Below are 18,617 nucleotides of genomic sequence, written 5' to 3'. Positions count from 1 at the left end.
TGGTTAGCTGCTGAGAGGTTGCCTCGTTTTTCGTCCCTGACGGGACCCACTTTTACTTTTTCTGCGCTCGGGAAACCAGGTGTCCCTTCGGGACTGGAATAACGTTTGGGGTTCAGAGGGCGCATCAGCACGACTATTATAGTCTCTAGTTTTCGTCCCCTGACAGGACCTGCTGCCCCCTAAATCCCCCGGAGGGGGACTCCAAAGGGTTCCGGCCCTCTGGACACCCGGCCGAATAACGTTGGCGATTCTGACAAGCTGGTTAGCTGCTGAGAGGTTGCCTCGTTTTTCGTCCCTGACGGGACCCACTTTTACTTTTTCTGCGCTCGGGAAACCAGGTGTCCCTTCGGGACTGGAATAACGTTTGGGGAACAAAGGGCGCATCAGCACGACTATTATGGTTATTAGTTTCGTCCCTGACGGGACCTGTTGATGCCCCCCTAAATCCCCCGGAGGGGGACCCCAAAGGGTCCGGCCCTCTGGACACCCGGCTGAATAACGTTGGCGATGCTGACAAGCGGGTTAGCTGCTGCGAGATCGCCTCGTTTTTCGTCCCTTGCGGGATCCACTTTTACTTTTTCTGCGCTCGGGGCACCTGGTGTCCCTTCGGGACTGGAATAACGTTTGGGGAACAGAGGGCGCATCAGCACGACTATTATGGTTATTAGTTTCGTCCCTGACGGGACCTGTTGCTGCCCCCTAAATCCCCCGGAGGGGGACCCCAAAGGGTTCCGGCCCTCTGGACACCCGGCCGAATAACGTTGGCGATGCTGACAAGCGGGTTAGCTGCTGCGAGGTCGCCTCGTTTTTCGTCCCTTGCGGGACCCACTTTTACTTTTTCTGCGCTCGGGGCACCTGGTGTTCCTTCGGGACTGGAATACTTTTGGGGTTTAGAAGTGCATGCAACTAGTTACACTTTCACTTTCACGTGTTCGTTACTGGAGATTGACAAGTAAACTTATCAAATTTAAACATCACTTAAAAACCGGCTCTGTCACACCAACGTTATTATGGGACGCAGTCCACCAGTCCTTGGGAGCAAAGAAAGGAAGTGTGTCCCGAAAGGGACGAAAACGATCCAAGGTAAGCAGTGACTTCCATGCGTTTCTCAGTAGCGCCAACGTTATTCATTCTGGGTGTCCAGAGGGCCGGCGGCCCTTGGGGTCCCTCCTGTGGAGGGATATAGGGAGGGATATACAAAGAAAAAAACCTACAAACAATGTTGTAGGTCCATCAATAATATATTCAAAAAAGGGGGTCGACCTTTATTATAGGTTCAACATGTTATAGGAACATTGAAAATAAGTTACATTTTCATTACAAAATTAAAAGCGTTTCCTTTCACACTTCACAACCATGCTCGACAGCCTAAAAAAATTACCTACATGGAGATGCAAGCAATGTTTGATTAGAGAAAAAATCACAACATTCCCCGCAACAAGACGAGAAAGAGGCCTCACTTCAGCTGCAGGCCTCTCCTCTCTCACTCTCTCTCTGCACATTCTCAACTGCCGTGCTTGCCCTGAGTTTCGCGGCGTGGAGCCACTGCCCCGCCCATCCACTCGGCAGCGATCTCCTCTTCGAGCTCCGAGAAGATCAATGCTTCCCGGCGGTCCGCCTGAAGCAGTCTCCTCGAGGATCGTTCCATACCTTGCTCCTTACGCGACTGGTGCATGGCGGCAAACCCCTTTTCACCAATTTACTTAAAAAAGTCGTTGTCCAGAGTCCGTAAGGCGAGCAGATAAAAAGATCTGTCGCCAAGTCTCAAGGATAAACCCGCAGCCGGGCTGTGATCTCCAGCTCCATTCCCGCTGCGTCGACGTTTTAAGCTTATATGGTTACTAGTGTTGCCCATGCATCCAGAATTAAGCCATGTCCGGCCGGTTTGGAATAAATTCTCTTCCTGACTCCCTTATTGCCTGCTTTCCAATAAAAGAGTGACCGGACCCCAATTGACCAGAGAGACATCCATCATTGCCCCAAAACGCCCCGTCTCCACATGAAGCCCACTGGACCGCAGCACCTCGTTAAAGTTTAAATACAGCGCTTCGGCCTGCTCCGGCTTGGCCGCAGCCATGAAATTGGGACGCCTGCCCTTTCGGCAATCGCCGTACAAAGTGAATTGGGAAACCGATAAAATGGACCCTCCGGCATCGAGAATGGATAAATTCATTTTATCGCTGTTATCTTCAAAAATCCGCAAGCCCGCAATTTTATCAGCCATCCAGCGGACATCGTTTTCGGTATCTTCATGCGTAAGACCTACCAACAGAACTAGACCTTGCTCGATGGAGCCGACCGTCTCGCCATCGATGGTTACGGCCGCATGCTTGCTGCGCTGCACAACGACTCTCATATATCTATAACCCTCTCCATTACCTATTGCATGATCCGATGGACCGAATACACATCCTTCACACGCTTGATCTTCTCCACAACAGACTGCAAATGTTCCAGATTACGGATCAGGATGGTCATGTGGATCATGGCCAGCTTGTTCTTGTCAGAACGTCCGGACACCGCGGAAATATTGGTTTTGCTCTCCGACACGGCCTGCAGCACTTCATTCAGCAAGCCGCGGCGGTCATGGCCGGTAATTTCAATATCCACACTATAGTTGGCCTCAATGGACTGCTCCCATTCCACTTCAATAACGCGTCCCGCTTCCTCGCCGCCTTCACCGAGTGGAATATTCTGGCAATCCGCCCGGTGTACGGATACGCCGCGGCCCCGGGTGATATATCCGATAATATCGTCTCCGGGGATCGGATTGCAGCAGCGTGCAAATCGAACAAGCAAATTATCCAGGCCTTTGACCGTAACACCATGTGTGGGCCGCGTCTTGCGCTGCGCCGGTGCGGTCTTGACATCCTTTTTCTCATTCGTCAATTCAATTTGATTGGCTTCTTCAGCTTCTTTGCGCATCTTTTCCGTCAGCTTGGTTACAATCTGGGCGGCAGTGATGCCGCCGAAACCGATCGCGGACAGCATATCGTCAATATCGTTAAAGGTGAATTTGGCTGCAGCCTCCTGCAGCTGTGAATCGCTGAGCCATGCCGGGGGCTCCAGCCCCAGACGTTTCAGCTCACGCTCGAGCATGTCTCGGCCCTTCTCCACATTCTCTTCGCGGCGCTCTTTCTTGAACCACTGCTTGATTTTACTGCGGGCATGAGAGGATTGGGCGATTTTGATCCAGTCCTGACTGGGGCCGTAGGAATGCTTCGAGGTGAGAATCTCGACGATGTCACCGGTCTTCAGCTTGTAGTCAAGCGGGACGATTCGTCCGTTGACCTTGGCTCCGATCGTACGGTTGCCGACCTCTGTATGAACCCGGTAAGCGAAATCCAGCGGTACCGCACCTGCAGGCAGCTCAAAGACTTCCCCTTTTGGGGTAAATACAAAAACAAGATCGGAAAAGAAATCCATCTTCAGAGATTCGACAAATTCCGACGCATCGCTGGCCTCATGCTGCAGCTCGATAATTTCACGGAACAGCGTCATTTTATCCTCGAAATAGCCGCCTGGCACTACAGTCCCTTCCTTGTAGGCCCAGTGGGCGGCAATCCCGTATTCGGATGTGCGGTGCATGTCCCACGTTCTGATCTGCACCTCCGTAGGTTCCCCGGTCGGTCCGATCACTGTCGTATGAAGCGACTGATACATATTGGCTTTGGGCATCGCGATATAATCCTTGAAGCGGCCAGGCATCGGCTTCCAGAGCGTATGAATAATACCGAGTGTGGCATAACAATCCTTGATATTATCCACAATAATACGAATGGCGAGCAGATCGTAGATTTCGTTGAACTGCTTGCTTCTCGTCGTCATTTTTTTATAAATGCTGTAAATATGCTTGGGCCTGCCGGATATATCGCCTTCAATATTCATTTCCTCGAGCTTCTCGGTGATCCGTCCGATGACGTCCGCGATATACTGCTCCCGCTCCGTACGTTTCTTCTTCATCAGATTGGCAATCCGGTAATACTGCTGGGGATTCAAATAGCGCAGCGCGATATCTTCCATTTCCCACTTGATGGCAGAAATACCAAGACGGTTCGCGATGGGACAGAAAATCTCAAGCGTCTCATAGGCGATGCGCCGCTGCGCTTCCTCTGACTGATATTTGAGTGTGCGCATATTATGAAGCCGGTCGGCAAGTTTAATAAGAATGACACGGATATCCTGCGCCATCGCAACAAACATTTTCCGGTAATTCTCGTTCTGCTGCTCTTCCTTGGAGCGGAACTGGATTTTCTCCAGCTTGGTCAGGCCGTCCACAACCGCCGCGCATGGCTCGCCAAACCGGGACCTGACCTCTTCCAACGGGACGGTCGTATCCTCGACCACATCATGAAGGAGAGCCGCTATTATCGACAATACATCCATCTGCATATTGACGAGTATTTCCGCAACTGCAACAGGATGCAGGATATAGGGCTCACCTGATTTACGAACCTGCCCGTGATGGGCCTGATCTGCAAAATCATAAGCTTCCTGAATTTTTTGCAAATCCTGTTCCTTCATATAGGTGGAAGCTATTTTGAGTAACTGCTCGATGCCCATGAAACGTCCCTTCCCGACTTCTATTTCCCCTTATTATGCCCCCTGTCAGGCCTCAGCGTCAACTATGGCAGCCATTGGCGGCACTCTTGCCCCTCTTGTGAAGCAAGCCATAGGACCTGACATAGGCCCTTCATCCACTGGCAGGATGCGGCATCCTTCATGCAGCCGGTCAAAGAGGGACCTTCTCCCCATTCGCAAAACAAAAAGCAAGGCCAACTCTCACTGTTTATAGATGAGAAGAAGCCTTATAAAATGATGCGGAGTGAACTTTGTAAATCGAGAAAAAACACCGGAACATGAGCATTCCGGTGTTTTTCTTACCAGCTGTTCGAAGGAATCAATAGGTCATCAATGAGAAAATATCCAGGTCGCCAAGCTTGCTGCGGCCGTCCAGATAACCAAGCTCGATCAGGAAGGCAGCTCCGATTACTTGTCCGCCAAGCTGATCAATCAGATTGAGTGTCGTTGCAATCGTTCCTCCCGTAGCAAGCAGATCATCTGCTATAAGCACCCTCTGGCCAGGCTGGATGGCGTCCTTGTGAATCGCCAGCTTGTCTTTGCCATACTCAAGATCATAATCGGCTTCTACCACTTCACCCGGAAGCTTGCCGCTTTTACGAATCGGTACAAATCCAACGCCAAGCGCAACCGCTAGCGGCGCACCTACAATAAAGCCGCGGGCTTCCGGTCCGGCAATCAGATCAATCTGCTTGTCTCCCACCGCCTGCTTCAGGGCATCGATAACCGCGCAGTAAACAGGACCGTTGTTTATCAGTGTTGTAATATCCTTAAATCGGATGCCCGGCTGTGGAAAATCGGGAATAATACGAATATAATCCTTAAAATTCATGAAACGCCCACTCCTTTTATTATGGATAACGGTAAAACTACCTCCGCCTGCTCAATAATCCAGCCGGCAAGCTCTTTGGTTTCTGCGAACAAAATCTGCTCCGTCTTTTCCCGCCGCAGCGCATCACGATATGTCGGAGAATGAGCAAGCTCTCTTTTGACAGGATCGGCGACAAGCCGGAGCTCATTGTTCTCTGTACGGATCAGCTCCAGCTCCAGAAAAACCTTCAGCATGAAAGCCGCAGACGCTTTCTTCCAGCCCATCATGACAGACAGCCGATCCGCTGCGCCATCCTCGTTGATTGGACATACGCGACGAAGGGTCTGGTACAGGTGGCCGAAATTCTTGCGGTCCGTATGGGAGAATGGCTGTACGGCTGCAGTTTCAGGTTTTTTTTGCTTGTCCTGACGTGATGCGGCAGATTTCGCTACTTTGCCTGGCTTGTCTTCATTGCCGTTAAAGGATTCGCTGTACATGGCGTAGACCCTTTCAATCCCTTGGCAAGCCTTAATGGAGGAAGCGAGCTTATCTGCAGAAGGAGGCCTCCCCAGAATAATCAATTTGGAGCAATACCAGCTATCTTCTGCAGCATCTTCATAAGTGACCATCCGAAGGCCATCCGGGAGAGCCGCGGATTCCGATTCCCTGACGGCTTCGAGCCATACCGGCGACGGAATCAGGACCAGGACAGATTCCAGATCGTCATCCTTGATCAGCTTGAGCAAAGCTGAGAACGAATCGCTGCCGGCTTGTCCGCGTCGGTCAAAAAGCTGAATATGCGGCACCCGCATATCGCCAACCATGAACTGCACCCGGCGTTCGCCATTCCATTCATTGATGGAAAGCTCGCCAACCAGTTCTAGTTCAGCGTCATCGGAGAGCTTATCCAAGTGCTTGCCGAAGCCAAAACCGACCGCATCCAGCAGCTTCCCGTCGCCGCTCAGCGACAGCTTCAAATGCTTGCTCTCCCTGCCAATGGCCCTTCGGTCCGCAAGCTTCGCCCCTTGCAGAAGCAGCTTAGGGGCCATATTGCCATTTCCGAACGGCTCAAGCTGTCCAAGCTGCTCCAGTACATCCATGGAAGCATCTTTGATTGTGCACGCCATATCAATCAAGGTTCCCGGGATCCAGTCTTCCTCCGTGAGCCATTCATCCGCAAGTTGGCACAGACGCGACTCCAGCATCTCCAGATTGTCTGCATGCAGGCTCATGCCGGCTGCCGCCTGGTGGCCGCCATAATGGTCCAGCAGCTCATCGCATTGTGTCAGCGCAGCATGCAGATCATATCCGGCAATCGACCTGGCAGAGCCCTTACACATCCTGCTTTCCTTGTCGATGCTCAGAATTAGTGTTGGCTTGTAGAATCGGTCAATCAGCTTGGACGCTACAATTCCTACAACACCGACATTCCAGCCTTCGGAAGCCAGCACGATGACAGCCGGCTCCTTCTGCCCCACTTCAGCGGCTAAGCTGCGCTTGTCCTCCCACTGCTGCTCGGCTTCCTTCAGAATGGTTTCCACGATAAGCTGCCTCTCACGGTTCAGGGTATCCAGTGTAAAAGCAGCCTCCGCCGCCGTCTCGTCATCCGAAGCGGTAAGCAGGTTCAATGCCCGATGCGCATGGTCCAGACGGCCCGCCGCGTTGATCCGCGGCGCCATTCCAAAACCAATGTCTGTAGAATTGACAGCTGCAAGCTTGATGCCCGCCGCATCCGCAAGAGCACGGAAGCCCGGCTTATCCCCTTTGCGCAGCTCCTGCAGGCCAAGACGCACCAATACCCGGTTTTCATCCGTAAGCGGCATTAAATCCGCGACGGTACCAAGCGCGACGACATCGCACCATTCCACCGGCGGTTCGCCCAGCAGAGCCTGTGCCAGCTTGAACGCCACGCCTACACCTGCCAAGCCCTTAAACGGGTAGGAACAGCCCACCTGCTTGGGATTGATTAATGACCATGCATCCGGCAGCACATGCGGCGGCTCGTGGTGATCCGTCACAATAACATCGATCCCCAGCGAATTGGCGTGATTGATTTGTTCAACGGCGCTGATTCCAGTATCCACTGTCACAATCAGCTTAACCCCCGCTTCAGCGGCAAGATCAATCGCTTTTATATTCAGTCCATACCCCTCCAGGGTACGGTGCGGTATGTAGGAATCGAACTTCAGTCCCATTCTGCGGAACAAAAAGGTCATTAGCGCAGTGGAGGAAACTCCATCCGCGTCATAGTCGCCAAATATACGGATATACTCATTTCGTTCCTCCGCCTGCCTGATGCGCTTAACCGCTTGTTCCATCCCCTTCAGCAGAAATGGATCATGCAGGCCCTCTAAACCGCCATAAAGAAACTGTCGCGCGGCATCAACATCAGCTAAACCTCTTTGTACAAGCAGTCTTGCGACCAAGGGTGATAAGGATAATTCACGGGCCAATATGGCGGCGCGCTCCTCTCCTTCATCGTCTATCTGTGCGACAGTCCAACGTGTTTTGGATCTGATCAGAATGCACACCTCCTTTCACCGGGACTGGAAAAATCGCTATAAGCTCAAAAAAAACGCTGCTGCTACTGCAACAGCGTCGGCATATGGTCCTGGTTCGGATCGTGATTGGATTTGTATGGATAACCCGGGTCATAGGGCTCGACATGTACCGATACATCCGTAACATGACTGAACCGCTTCATCAAGAAGTATTTGACCCGCTTGGCAATCTCGTTGCCCTCTAAAACCGAGATGCGCGGATTAACGCTAATTACGATGTCCCCGACAACATAATGCCCATGTTCCCGGACACGAAGCTCCTCAACTGCAATTACGCCTTCAATCCGCTGAATCGCGGCTTTGAATTCATTCAGATCCGCAGGCTCGATCTCACTTGAATGGCTTTTCAATACGGAAGCTGAAGCTACCCGGTAACCGCTGGAGAACACAATCACCACAATAATAAGCGATGACGCGGGGTCAAAATAATAGAGCACCGGCAGATCGAGCGGCTTGCCGAGAGCTGCCGCCCCTGTTCCCACGAGAGCAGCCAATGAAGCATAAAAATCAGTGCGGCGTTCTTTAATCGGAAAGAACAGCTCCTTTATGACAAAAGCAAGCACGACTGTTGTAACGGCAGGCCAGCCCGGCCCCTTGTCCACCCCGTCGGCGATTGATTTGATGGCGGATATACCGATTTCCAATCCGACAATCATCAGTAATATCGAAGCCATCACACCGGATGCTGCCTCGGTTTTTCCTTGCAGGGCCGGTACCGGAGCATCGGGTGCGCCAAGCCTCCTGCTGCGCCTGATACCGGTAAGAGAGACAAATGATGAAGCAGCGTCGGAGGCGGAGCGGCAGGCATCGGCAAGCAATGCTTTACTGCCTGTTTGCGCACCGATTCCACCTTTCACCGCCGCGATGCAGACATTACCGAGAAGTCCGGTCCATGCCGCTGATTCCGCCTTAGCGTAACGTTGATTCGCTGTCATGGAGGCCTCCTAAGCCATCATAATAATTGAATCCTTATATTCTTATGAAGCGGCTGGCGTTTTTACCGCAGTTTTTGGTTTTTGTTTCTTCTTCAACACCAGCCAGAGCGGGCTTGCGATAAAGATCGAAGAATATGCTCCGCTGACAAGTCCGATGAGAATGGCCAGTGAGAACAGTTTGATGGCTTCACTGCCGAATATCAACAAACAAATTGCAGCGACCGCAACAGTCAATACCGTATTAATGGAACGCGTGAACGTCTGCCCTACGCTGGCATTAACCAGCTCGTCCAGATCAGACGGCTTTTTGATCTTGGCAAAACGTAAATTCTCGCGCACACGGTCAAATATGACGATCGTATCGTTAATGGAGTAACCGATAATGGTCAATACCGCAACGATGAACGGCAAATTCACTTCCAGCTGCAGAATCGAGAACACGCTGATTACGATGAAGGCATCATGCATCAGGGCGACAATCGCCGCGAGCGCAAAGCGCCATTCAAAACGGATGCTTACATAGATCACGATACCCAGACTTGCAACGAGCATCGCAATTAATGCATTGCGTTCCAGTTCTTTGGCAATTTCAACATCAACCGTATTTACCTCGGCGGATGCATCCTTGTCAAATTTCGCAGCAAAGCCATCTTTAAGCGTTCTCTCCTTGGCGTCGTCAAGAACGGTGTCAAAGCGCATGGTTACACGGCTGGCTCCAACGGTTATGGCCGGTTGACCCAGGCCGTTATCCGCAAGGAACTTCTCGATGGCTTCCTTTTGTCCGCTCATATCCTTCTTGACGGCGATATCGACACTGGAGCCTGCACGGAAATCAACCCCGTAATTCATTCCAAAAATGCCGAGCATAGCGATTCCCAATATCGTGATGGCAATCGAAAAGATAAAGAAATAACGGGATCTTTTTACAAAATCGAACTTGATGTTCGAATCATGACCAAATTTATTAAAGCGCACGGATATCCTCCTCCTTGACTCCGAAATATCCCGGTTTTTTCACCAAGTTACTGCGAATAAGCAGGGAAAGGAGAAAGCGGGAGATGAACACGTTGGACAGTATACTCACAATGATGGTCAGGATGAGAATGATCGCAAAGCCTTTGACAGCGCCTGTCCCAAGGAAATAAAGCACGATCCCTGCAATCCCTGTCGTTACGTGCGCATCAATAATGGTCCGGAAAGAGTTTTTGGAACCGGCCTTATGCGAGGACATGATGCTCTTGCCGCTGCGCATTTCCTCCTTGATCCGTTCCGCCATAATAATGTTGGCGTCGACCGCCATCCCGATTCCCAATATAAAGGCGGCAATACCAGGCAGAGTAAGCGTCGCATTAATCAAGTTGAAGCACAGGAGCAAAAGCCAGATGAACACCACGATCGACACACTGGCAATAATTCCAGGCAGACGGTAAAAAATCATCATAAACAGCAGGATAAGCACCGTTCCGAGCGCACCGGCAAACAATGTTTCCTGCAAGGAAAGTTTGCCCAAGGTCGCCCCTACGCTCTGGGTATATTTCTCCGTCAATTTAAGCGGAAGTGCGCCAAGGTTGATTGTATTCTTCAGATCGGTTGCTTCCTCACGGGTGTAATCACCGGTTATAACAGCTTCATCGCTGTTGATTTCCTGTGCAACGTTAGGCGCTGATAGCTCTGTATCATCCAAATAAATGGCCAATTGATTTTTTGGAGAAAGCTTCGCAATTTCTCTGGTTATCTCGGCAAATTTGCTTTTATCCTTCATCTTTATGGATATCTCATACTGGTTCAAATTGGTTTGGCGGATATCCGCCCCATTTTGTTTGAACTCGTTCCCTTGAAGCTCCACCTTGCAATAGCCTGCGTCGTCAGCACAGCCGCGGGCACTGCGGAAAGTAAGCTCAGCCGGTTTCTTGAGAATATCACGCACTTTATTCTCATCGGTGACTCCTGCAATCTTGACGCGAATCCGATTTGAACCTTCTGTTGTTACGTCAGGCTCCGCAACCCCCGTCGCGTTTGCACGCTGTTCGAGACTTTTGGCTGTCTCGGTCAAGGACTCCTTGGTAACCTTTCCACCTGCTTCAATCGGTTGTGCCTCGTACAGAATTTCGAATCCACCCTTCAGATCAAGACCCAGCCTGACCTTGTCAATGATCATAGGGCTAGTTGCTGCTACGACGCCGACGGAAACGACGACGATGAGCACAAATGCTAGCAGACGACGGTTCATAATACCCTTAGTTCCCCCTTAAATTCTCATGTCAATATTCCTATTATAACGATGGTGCAAAAACGAGTCAAAAAAAAAGAGCCCCTCTTTTAAAAATGGGTTCCTTTATAGGCGCTGATGGTCATAAAGTTCATGAATTTCGTTACCTTGAGCGACAAAATGTCATTTACCACCTGGTGCATCATCGGTTCTCCGGTCTTGGCGTATTTCTCACTGACACATTCCCATATATCCTTACCAGAAACATATTCGTAGCCCACAAGCCTGAACTCTTCGGCTTTGCTCTGACACAGCGATTCAATCGAGCTCACCCATTCTTCACTTGTCATCGGCTTATCGTCATCGGTCAATAAAAGATTATTCTCCGTTGTCAAGGGAACATCTCCTTTCGCACTTCCTGCTTTCTTTCTCTGCTGCTCCTTAATATTCGCCATCCAGCCCCTGAATTCCTGCTGCGTGTTCAAAATTGGCTGCATGGAAACGGACATGCCTCGCATAAACATGAAGACAGGACAGGTTAGGGTCTGCATGCTGTCATTCACTTAAGCACGGCCATTTATCGTGGAGGAAAGAGGGAACGACCGTGACCAAGCAAACGTTTATCAAAGGGGCTCTTATCCTGCTGGCAGCCGGAGTCGTGAATCGCATACTTGCGTTCATTCCCCGTATTGCGCTGCCGCGAATCATCGGAGCGGAGGGCGTGGGTCTATACCAGCTCGGTTACCCTTTCCTGATCGTGCTTCTTACCCTTATAACAGGCGGGATTCCCCTGGCAATCGCCAAATGGATTGCCGAGGCGGAGTCACAAGGCGATCATAGACGCGTAAAACAAATTTTCCGGACGGCAATGGGACTGGTGGTTTCTCTGTCCTGCGTACTGACAGTCTCCTTTATTCTGCTTACCCCTTGGATGGTCAAGCATTTGATGACGGACCAGCGCGTTTATCAGACCTTTCTCATGATGACCCCCCTCCTTCTCATAATCGGGATTTCTTCCGTGTACAGGGGCTATTTTCAAGGCAAACAAAATATGATTCCAACCGCGATTTCCACGACCGTCGAAACGATTTTCCGTATTGTTTTTGTACTTCTGTTTGCAAGCTGGCTGCTTCCTTACGGTCTGGCCTGGGCGGCGGCGGGCGCCATGATCGGCGTCGTCGCTGGTGAAATTATGGGATTGGCGGTACTTGTCTGGCAGTATGTCCGGGACAAGCGCCGGCAATCCTCCGCCCCCCAGCATGAAGCGGCAGACAGTCTGGAAGCCGCCTTTAAGCCCGGCCAGCACATAATGGGCAGCGATAGCCAAAAACCAATCCTGCGGCGCCTTATCAATCTGTCCGTCCCCGTGACGGGAAGCAGAATGATCGGCTCCTTCTCCTACCTGCTCGAATCCATTTTTACCGCTCGTGCGCTCGCAGCCGCCGGTATCGCAACCGGCATTGCAACTGCCCAGTATGGCGCCCTGCAGGGAATGATCATCCCGATCCTGCTTCTGCCGACTGCGCTTACTTACTCGCTGGCTGTTTCTCTGATTCCCTCGCTTTCTGAAGCAGCAGCCAAAGGAGATTGGACGACAATCCATAAGCGGCTTCACCAATCGATGCGGCTGGCCCTGGTCACTGGCGCCCCCTTCGTCGTGGTGATGGCCCTGTTCGCCGAACCGATCTGCCGGCTGCTGTACAATCATGCGGAAATTGCCCCCATGCTCAAGTGGATGGCGCCAATCGGTCTCTTTATCTACATGCAGGCTCCGCTCCAGGCTGCGCTCCAAGCTCTGGAGAAGCCAGGTACTGCTCTTATGAATACATTCATTGGCGCAGTGGTCAAGCTTCTTCTCATTATCAAATTAGCTTCTGACCCTGAGCTTGGCATCTATGGCGCTCTGATCGCCATCAATATCAATATCGTGCTGGTCACTCTGCTTCATGCATTCAGTGTTATGCGTTTTGTCAAATTCCGGATGAACATAATGGACTTCCTGAAGGTCGGAGCGGCAATGGTTGTCATGGGGGCTGTCTCCCTCTGGATGATGAATCAACAAACGCTGCCAGCACTATGGCAAAATATGACCGCAGCCTGCCTCCTGGGCGTTTTGGTATATTTGGTTCTAATGGTTAAGCTTCGAATTATTGACCGTTACGATGCCGCCCGGCTCCCCCTGATCGGAAGGTGGTTCCGCTAACTAATTTCTAAATCCTAAAGAGGAATGTGCAAAAAAAAGGATCGCTCCTTCTCATCCTGGGAGAGAAAGAACGGTCCTTATTTGCGGCCGTCATCGATATACAGCTTGCCGTTATGGTCAATGGTGCAGAGAAATATTTTCTTCATATCAAACACGCCATTCTGGCGCAGTTGGTTATTAAGCCAGAAACGGTCTTTGCCCATTCGCTCCAAATTGTCGGTTTGCAGCTTGCCGTCCATGATCAAGGCAACAGGCAGGGATTCGAATCTGAAATTTTTGGGAAAAGGCCTCGGCGGCGTTGATTTTTTGGCCCATTCGGAATCTTGCCGGTTGTTGGCATCCGGGTCATCCGGCTGCGGATTCTCCTTCTCGATGACGGATAATTTACCGCTTGGTTCAAGAAGCGCGAATTCGACATCGGCAACGGATGATATCTGATTTTCCCGAAGCTGCAGCATGAGATCATCCAGATTGTATCGCTGCTTTTTCATGGCCTCGCGATCCAGCTTGCCTCCCTGAATGACGACCGAGGGCTTACCGTCGAACCATGTGCGAAGCGTGTGGCTTTTCAGGGTGATTAACGCAATTCCAATCTGGATGATGACCAGTACGGCCATCGGAAGCAAGCCTTCCATCATCGGTCTTGACGTGTCTTCAATAACAATGACCGCAATTTCCGCGATCATGACAGAGATCACAAGGTCAAAGACTGACAACCGGCCAATCTCTCTTTTCCCCATGAAACGCAAGGTCAGAAAGACCACAAAATAAATCAAAACGGTACGGAGCGCAAGAATCCAGAGGTCCATCAGATCACGTCCTCCCAAAGTTCTAAGGAGTATTGTCACCTTCCATGTGCGGGGTCATACGTCCAAAAGGGTTGGTTATATTCATCTCCTGCCCCAAATTATGCCCCACGGAATCTTCTTTGCCACAATTGGAATTTACCGCCCGACTTGTACTATTCTTGTCAGCTTGACCATATGTTTAGTAACGAAAAGTTTTAACCTGTCCTTCCCGGGCATAAAAACATTCTCTGGCAGCAAGTCGACCGTGGAAGGAAGCATCGCTATAACTCTTAAGGAGGCTGCACGGAATGAATCCAATGAAAAATGTCCCTAATGTGCATATGAAATCGCCCATGCTCTCGGGACTTCTGTATGCCGGGATATGGCTGGCTGCCGGAGCCCTGCTGCTGTCGGCATTGTTAAGATGGGGCAGCATGCAGGAAAGCGAGCTGCCTTCCTACAGTATGATCGTCCACGGCTGCGCAGCCCTCGCCGGCGGCTTCGTATCAGGCCGGAGATCCGGACGGCGGGGCTGGTATTCAGGCGGAATGCTGGGTCTTTTCTATGCCGTGCTGGTGCTGTTTATCAGCTTCATGGCTTCCAATACGGGAGTCAGCGGACGAACCTTGATCATGCTTCTGGAAACGCTTCTGTGCGGCATGGTCGGCGGAATGGTAGGCGTAAATGCTAAACGCTCCTGAGCGAATACATCCAAATCGTGAACAGTTTTTGAACATGCAGTCTCCCCCTTAAAATATGCTATACTGAATCGCAGCCATAGAAACAGGTTTTTTAGGGGGAAAGTAAATACGATGATTCTGTTCAACAATATGACAACCGTTGCCATCTACACCACGATTGTGGTTGTCATTTTATTGGCGTATGGTTCTTTGAGCAACCCGCTCCGCATCGGCGGATTATTTCTGAAAGAGTTGGTGATAAACCGCAAATACCTGCTTCATTTTGCAGCAATGATGCTCATTTTATTTTTCAATAAATATGAGCTTTCTATTGAACAAGATATGACAAACAACCATGATTTCGCGACTTTTTTTCAATCCATCGAAGGTCATTTTGTGGGCAACCTGCAGCATTTCTTTAAAAATGATATTTTGACGACTGTACTGGCGATGATGTATGTCGTTGTATTTCAAGCGCTGCTCATCACTTCAATCGGTCTTTATACGTATCTGGAAAAAACCCGGCGCATGTTCTACGCGTTATGCTACGCGATCATGCTGAACTATCTTGTAGCTATCCCGTTTTATTTATATTTCCCTGTCAATGAGGTGTGGGCGCATGATCCGACTGTACAGTTTTTGATGCTTGACGCTTTTCCTCACTTCGAGACGGAATACCGGGCCTTGTCCGGAATAAATAATTGCTTCCCAAGCCTGCACACCTCCATATCCGTAACGCTTGCCATTCTGGCTATACGCTCAGGCAACAAACGCTGGGCCTGGTTCTGCAGCATCAGTGCGGTTGTCGTGATCTTTGCGATTTTCTACCTGGGTATACACTGGCTCATCGATATGTGCGGAGGTTTGCTACTTGGCCTTGCGGCCTCGACGCTCGGCATGAAGTTCAGCGCGATCAAGGATCCATCCAAAAATCGCAAAAGAAGACCCGAGGCTTCGCCAGCACCAGGATCTGCAAATGTCAGTTTCGTTCGGGAGGAATGAATTCTGAACTGATTTCCCGCACATTCTTCACCGCACGCCCGGCTCTTGCAGCCGGAGCGTGTTTTTTGTTTTGACTTCCAGGAATTCCTGAAGAAACTGTACTTCTCCTACTTCAGTCCCCGTTTCAACTCGGCTAAATGGCGGTATTTATTTCTATGATGCTCTTCTGCATCGAACAAAAGAACTATTCGATCCAGAAGCTTTGGGTCACAACAACCAAGCAATTCATCAACTACCACAATGGGAGGTGCTCTCATGATAGAGCACATAATTGAATGGAACCGCCATTTTCAGGCCAAAAAATGGGCAAAACAAAATACCTCCTTCATCTCGAGCTGGCATGCTTATGTTGGCTATACCGCCCAGCTGTTTGACCGGTTCTCTCAGGGAGGCACTATTGCCCATATTGCCGAACGCTATGGGCTGGATCCTCTGCTGCTTCAACAGTGGGCTGATGTGGGGATTGAAGTCGGGCATTTGCATAAAACCGGGGATATCTATATGACAAGCTCCATCATGCGGCAGTATGCTTCAAGCGAAAGCAACGAATCGATAGGACACTGGCTGGAGGAAATGATGGAGATCCACATACCGACGCTGCTGCGTTTCCCGGATCTGTTGACAGCCTCTTCCCACAACACACATACATATTCCAAATCATTATCGACTTCTTATTCCTCTTTGCTGGAGACGCTCGCCTACCCAAAAATCTTGCAGTGGGTGCGCAGGCAGGGAGCTAAAACCATTCTGGACATCGGCTGCGGCCGTGCCACCTATCTGAAAAAACTGGCTAAAAGGGACAGAAGACTTAAATTAATCGGAATCGAGCAAAATCGTTCTTTAATTGGCAAATCCTTAAAAGGCACAAGGCGTCAGTACCATGGCAGGATTGAGCTGGTGCAGGGAGATTTTCGCAGCTGGAAGGGTCCCAAAGAACCGGTTGATCTGGTTATGCTGAATAACGTTCTGCATCAGATCAAACCCCGGGATCGCAAATGGATGCTTGAGAAGGTAAGCGGATTTCTGACTGGAAACGGCTCGGTATCCATCATCACTCCGCTTCATGCAGCCTCCAGCGGTAAAATATTTTCAGATACCTTCAACAGTCTCACGCCTTCCCAGCAGAAACCGTTTCCGATACCGACCCGGGAAGAGCTCACAGATTTGGCTCATGTCAGCGGACTTAACATCGTCTCGCAAATTCCCATTCATCCGGAAAGCCATTGGTATTTCATCACTCTGGAATCATAAATCTTCCCACGCCCACTGGAATATATACATTTGAATCTCTTAATTCCAATTGAAAAGGCCGGCAGCTGATAGAGGCAAGAAACCTCTTCAGATGCCGGCCTTTTATTGACAAGAAGGCTGTTTATTTATGTAGCTGACTCTTCTTTCTTATCAAGTGAGACTGGTGCGCTTGCGGTTACAATGTTATTCACCGCACTGCGGTCGAAAGTAATTTTCGTCGCGTCATTTACACGCAAAACCACGATATCATCACTAAGTTCCAAGACCGTTCCATGCATGCCGCCAATCGTGACGATTTTATCGCCTTTCTTTAATTGGCTCAGCATGTTGCTGCGTTGTTTGGATTTGCGCTGCTGCGGACGGATAAGGAGAAAATAAAAAACCGCAAACATCAGTACAAATGGCAGAATAGATGTTAATCCTGTCATTTTCTTTCACCCCTTTCCTTAAAATCCTTTGGTGTTCTCAAACAGACCGTATTGAGCAAAGAAGGTCTCCCGGAAATCGAGCAGCCGGTCTTCCATAATTGCTTCGCGAACGTCCCTCATGAGCTGCAGCAGAAAATGCAAATTGTGGATCGTCGTAAGCCGGATACCGAACGTTTCCTCCGCCTTGATAAGATGGCGTATGTATGCACGGGAATAATTCTTACAGGTGTAGCAGGAACACTCGGGATCCAACGGCCCAAAATCTTCGGCATACTTGGCATTTCGTATAACAAGTCTTCCACTGCTTGTCATGGTTGTACCATTACGCGCAATACGGGTCGGCAGAACGCAATCGAACATATCAATTCCGCGGATCGCACCGTCAATGAGAGCATCCGGTGAGCCTACTCCCATCAAATAACGGGGTTTCCCGGCGGGAAGCAGCGGAACCGTACATTCAAGCACGTTATACATCATATCCTTCGGTTCTCCAACGCTAAGCCCACCAATAGCATACCCCGGGAAATCCATGGAAGTCAACTCGGTCGCGCTTTGGCGCCGCAGATCTTCAAACATGCCACCCTGAACAATAGCGAAAAGACCCTGGTCCTGAGGTCTTGCGTGGGACTCCAGGCAACGCTCCGCCCAGCGGGTAGTCCGTTCCAGCGATTTCTTCACATAATCATATTCCGCAGGATAAGGGGCGCACTCGTCGAAAGCCATCATAATATCGGAGCCCAGTGCATTTTGGATTTCCATCGCTTTCTCCGGAGAGAGAAACAGCTTGTCCCCGTTCAGATGGGAGCGAAACTCCACACCCTCTTCCTTGATTTTACGCATGTTGCTCAAACTAAATACCTGAAATCCGCCGCTGTCTGTCAAAATAGGCCGGTCCCAGTTCATAAACTTATGCAATCCGCCGGCTTTCCTGACAATTTCATGTCCTGGGCGAATAAACAAGTGATAAGTATTGCTCAATATAATATGGGCATCCATCTGCTTCAGTTCTTCAGGACTCATCGTCTTGACCGTTGCCTGAGTGCCAACCGGCATAAATGCCGGTGTCTCAATGACTCCATGGGGAGTGTGCACCCTTCCAAGCCTGGCTCCGGACTGCTTGCAGGTTTTAATCAATTCGTAAGTAATCGCCAATTTGCTCTCGTCCATT

Annotated in this window: 16 protein-coding genes; 4 read left to right on the top strand and 12 right to left on the bottom strand. The window is 50.3% G+C overall.

Going from position 1 to position 18,617, the window contains the following annotated elements; all coding sequences use genetic code 11:
- Positions 1-1,504 precede the first annotated feature (1,504 nt).
- The 9 genes from AC0YOB_RS11735 to AC0YOB_RS11695 all read right to left on the bottom strand — a co-directional run bounded on the left by AC0YOB_RS11735 (position 1,505) and on the right by AC0YOB_RS11695 (position 11,447).
- Positions 1,505-1,648, bottom strand: a complete 144-nt coding sequence (locus tag AC0YOB_RS11735; RefSeq protein ID WP_475792973.1) for a hypothetical protein — start codon at positions 1,646-1,648, stop codon at positions 1,505-1,507.
- A gap of 264 nt (positions 1,649-1,912) precedes the next feature.
- Entirely contained in the window at positions 1,913-2,356 is a 444-nt protein-coding gene (gene dtd, locus AC0YOB_RS11730; protein WP_475792972.1) for a D-aminoacyl-tRNA deacylase, read from the bottom strand.
- Between the two features lie 23 nt (positions 2,357-2,379).
- Positions 2,380-4,563 carry a RelA/SpoT family protein gene (locus AC0YOB_RS11725; RefSeq protein WP_475792971.1) on the bottom strand — a complete coding sequence of 728 codons (2,184 nt, stop codon included), beginning with the start codon at positions 4,561-4,563 and terminating at the stop codon, positions 2,380-2,382.
- A gap of 337 nt (positions 4,564-4,900) precedes the next feature.
- Positions 4,901-5,413, bottom strand: coding sequence for an adenine phosphoribosyltransferase (locus AC0YOB_RS11720; RefSeq protein ID WP_475792970.1), 513 nt, complete (start codon positions 5,411-5,413; stop codon positions 4,901-4,903).
- Positions 5,410-7,845 (bottom strand): single-stranded-DNA-specific exonuclease RecJ, encoded by a 2,436-nt coding sequence (gene recJ, locus AC0YOB_RS11715; protein WP_475792969.1) that lies wholly within the window; start codon positions 7,843-7,845, stop codon positions 5,410-5,412. Before recJ ends, AC0YOB_RS11720 begins: the two co-directional genes overlap by 4 nt.
- 131 nt (positions 7,846-7,976) lie before the next feature.
- Positions 7,977-8,888, bottom strand: a complete 912-nt coding sequence (locus AC0YOB_RS11710) for a cation diffusion facilitator family transporter (RefSeq protein WP_475765279.1) — start codon at positions 8,886-8,888, stop codon at positions 7,977-7,979.
- 42 nt (positions 8,889-8,930) lie between these two features.
- On the bottom strand, positions 8,931-9,863 hold the full coding sequence (gene secF / locus AC0YOB_RS11705) for a protein translocase subunit SecF (protein ID WP_475765277.1): 933 nt from the start codon (positions 9,861-9,863) through the stop codon (positions 8,931-8,933).
- Complete coding sequence (gene secD / locus AC0YOB_RS11700; protein WP_475792968.1) at positions 9,853-11,118, bottom strand: protein translocase subunit SecD; 1,266 nt, start codon at positions 11,116-11,118, stop codon at positions 9,853-9,855. The genes secF and secD overlap by 11 nt, the downstream gene beginning before the upstream one ends.
- Before the next feature lie 89 nt (positions 11,119-11,207).
- On the bottom strand, positions 11,208-11,447 hold the full coding sequence (locus tag AC0YOB_RS11695; protein ID WP_210045737.1) for a post-transcriptional regulator: 240 nt from the start codon (positions 11,445-11,447) through the stop codon (positions 11,208-11,210).
- Between the two features lie 254 nt (positions 11,448-11,701).
- Between AC0YOB_RS11695 and spoVB the strand changes: the two genes are divergently transcribed.
- Positions 11,702-13,300 (top strand): stage V sporulation protein B, encoded by a 1,599-nt coding sequence (gene spoVB, locus AC0YOB_RS11690; RefSeq protein WP_475792967.1) that lies wholly within the window; start codon positions 11,702-11,704, stop codon positions 13,298-13,300.
- 77 nt (positions 13,301-13,377) lie between these two features.
- Here the strand turns inward: spoVB and AC0YOB_RS11685 are convergent, their stop codons facing one another.
- The gene (locus tag AC0YOB_RS11685) at positions 13,378-14,109 is read right to left on the bottom strand and encodes a YetF domain-containing protein (RefSeq protein WP_475792966.1); all 732 of its coding nucleotides are present in this window, start codon (positions 14,107-14,109) and stop codon (positions 13,378-13,380) included.
- 287 nt (positions 14,110-14,396) lie between these two features.
- Here AC0YOB_RS11685 and AC0YOB_RS11680 point away from each other — a divergent pair, with 287 nt between their 5' ends.
- From AC0YOB_RS11680 to AC0YOB_RS11670, 3 genes are all read left to right on the top strand, one after another.
- Positions 14,397-14,789: a TIGR04086 family membrane protein gene (locus tag AC0YOB_RS11680; RefSeq protein ID WP_210045677.1), complete on the top strand. Its 393-nt coding sequence runs from the start codon at positions 14,397-14,399 to the stop codon at positions 14,787-14,789.
- Between the two features lie 111 nt (positions 14,790-14,900).
- The gene (locus AC0YOB_RS11675; protein ID WP_475792965.1) at positions 14,901-15,770 is read left to right on the top strand and encodes a phosphatase PAP2 family protein; all 870 of its coding nucleotides are present in this window, start codon (positions 14,901-14,903) and stop codon (positions 15,768-15,770) included.
- A gap of 255 nt (positions 15,771-16,025) precedes the next feature.
- Positions 16,026-17,021 (top strand): class I SAM-dependent methyltransferase, encoded by a 996-nt coding sequence (locus tag AC0YOB_RS11670; RefSeq protein WP_475792964.1) that lies wholly within the window; start codon positions 16,026-16,028, stop codon positions 17,019-17,021.
- A 125-nt stretch (positions 17,022-17,146) separates the two neighbouring features.
- On the opposite strand, the gene yajC is transcribed toward AC0YOB_RS11670, so the two are convergent.
- Together yajC and tgt are read right to left on the bottom strand one after the other, a co-directional pair.
- Positions 17,147-17,449: a preprotein translocase subunit YajC gene (gene yajC, locus AC0YOB_RS11665; protein WP_210045674.1), complete on the bottom strand. Its 303-nt coding sequence runs from the start codon at positions 17,447-17,449 to the stop codon at positions 17,147-17,149.
- Positions 17,450-17,467: 18 nt separating this feature from the next.
- On the bottom strand, positions 17,468-18,616 hold the full coding sequence (gene tgt, locus AC0YOB_RS11660; protein ID WP_475765266.1) for a tRNA guanosine(34) transglycosylase Tgt: 1,149 nt from the start codon (positions 18,614-18,616) through the stop codon (positions 17,468-17,470).
- Between the last annotated feature and the right edge of the window lies 1 nt (position 18,617).

The sequence above is a fragment of the Paenibacillus sp. JT31N17 genome, assembly GCF_056269255.1.
Note: the sequence above shows the minus strand (reverse complement) of the source record. Positions and strands in the feature narration are given on the sequence as shown.

Bases quoted from the DNA above. Each gene is read 5' to 3' on its own strand.
- AC0YOB_RS11695 (WP_210045737.1), bottom strand. From the start codon at position 11,447: ATGACAAGTGAAGAATGGGTGAGCTCGATTGAATCGCTGTGTCAGAGC.
- tgt (WP_475765266.1), bottom strand. From the start codon at position 18,616: ATGGACGAGAGCAAATTGGCGATTACTTACGAATTGATTAAAACCTGC.
- AC0YOB_RS11680 (WP_210045677.1), top strand. From the start codon at position 14,397: ATGAATCCAATGAAAAATGTCCCTAATGTGCATATGAAATCGCCCATG.
- AC0YOB_RS11725 (WP_475792971.1), bottom strand. From the start codon at position 4,563: ATGGGCATCGAGCAGTTACTCAAAATAGCTTCCACCTATATGAAGGAA.
- AC0YOB_RS11685 (WP_475792966.1), bottom strand. From the start codon at position 14,109: ATGGACCTCTGGATTCTTGCGCTCCGTACCGTTTTGATTTATTTTGTG.
- AC0YOB_RS11710 (WP_475765279.1), bottom strand. From the start codon at position 8,888: ATGACAGCGAATCAACGTTACGCTAAGGCGGAATCAGCGGCATGGACC.
- AC0YOB_RS11675 (WP_475792965.1), top strand. From the start codon at position 14,901: ATGATTCTGTTCAACAATATGACAACCGTTGCCATCTACACCACGATT.
- AC0YOB_RS11735 (WP_475792973.1), bottom strand. From the start codon at position 1,648: ATGGAACGATCCTCGAGGAGACTGCTTCAGGCGGACCGCCGGGAAGCA.
- AC0YOB_RS11720 (WP_475792970.1), bottom strand. From the start codon at position 5,413: ATGAATTTTAAGGATTATATTCGTATTATTCCCGATTTTCCACAGCCG.
- AC0YOB_RS11670 (WP_475792964.1), top strand. From the start codon at position 16,026: ATGATAGAGCACATAATTGAATGGAACCGCCATTTTCAGGCCAAAAAA.
- dtd (WP_475792972.1), bottom strand. From the start codon at position 2,356: ATGAGAGTCGTTGTGCAGCGCAGCAAGCATGCGGCCGTAACCATCGAT.
- secD (WP_475792968.1), bottom strand. From the start codon at position 11,118: ATGAACCGTCGTCTGCTAGCATTTGTGCTCATCGTCGTCGTTTCCGTC.
- yajC (WP_210045674.1), bottom strand. From the start codon at position 17,449: ATGACAGGATTAACATCTATTCTGCCATTTGTACTGATGTTTGCGGTT.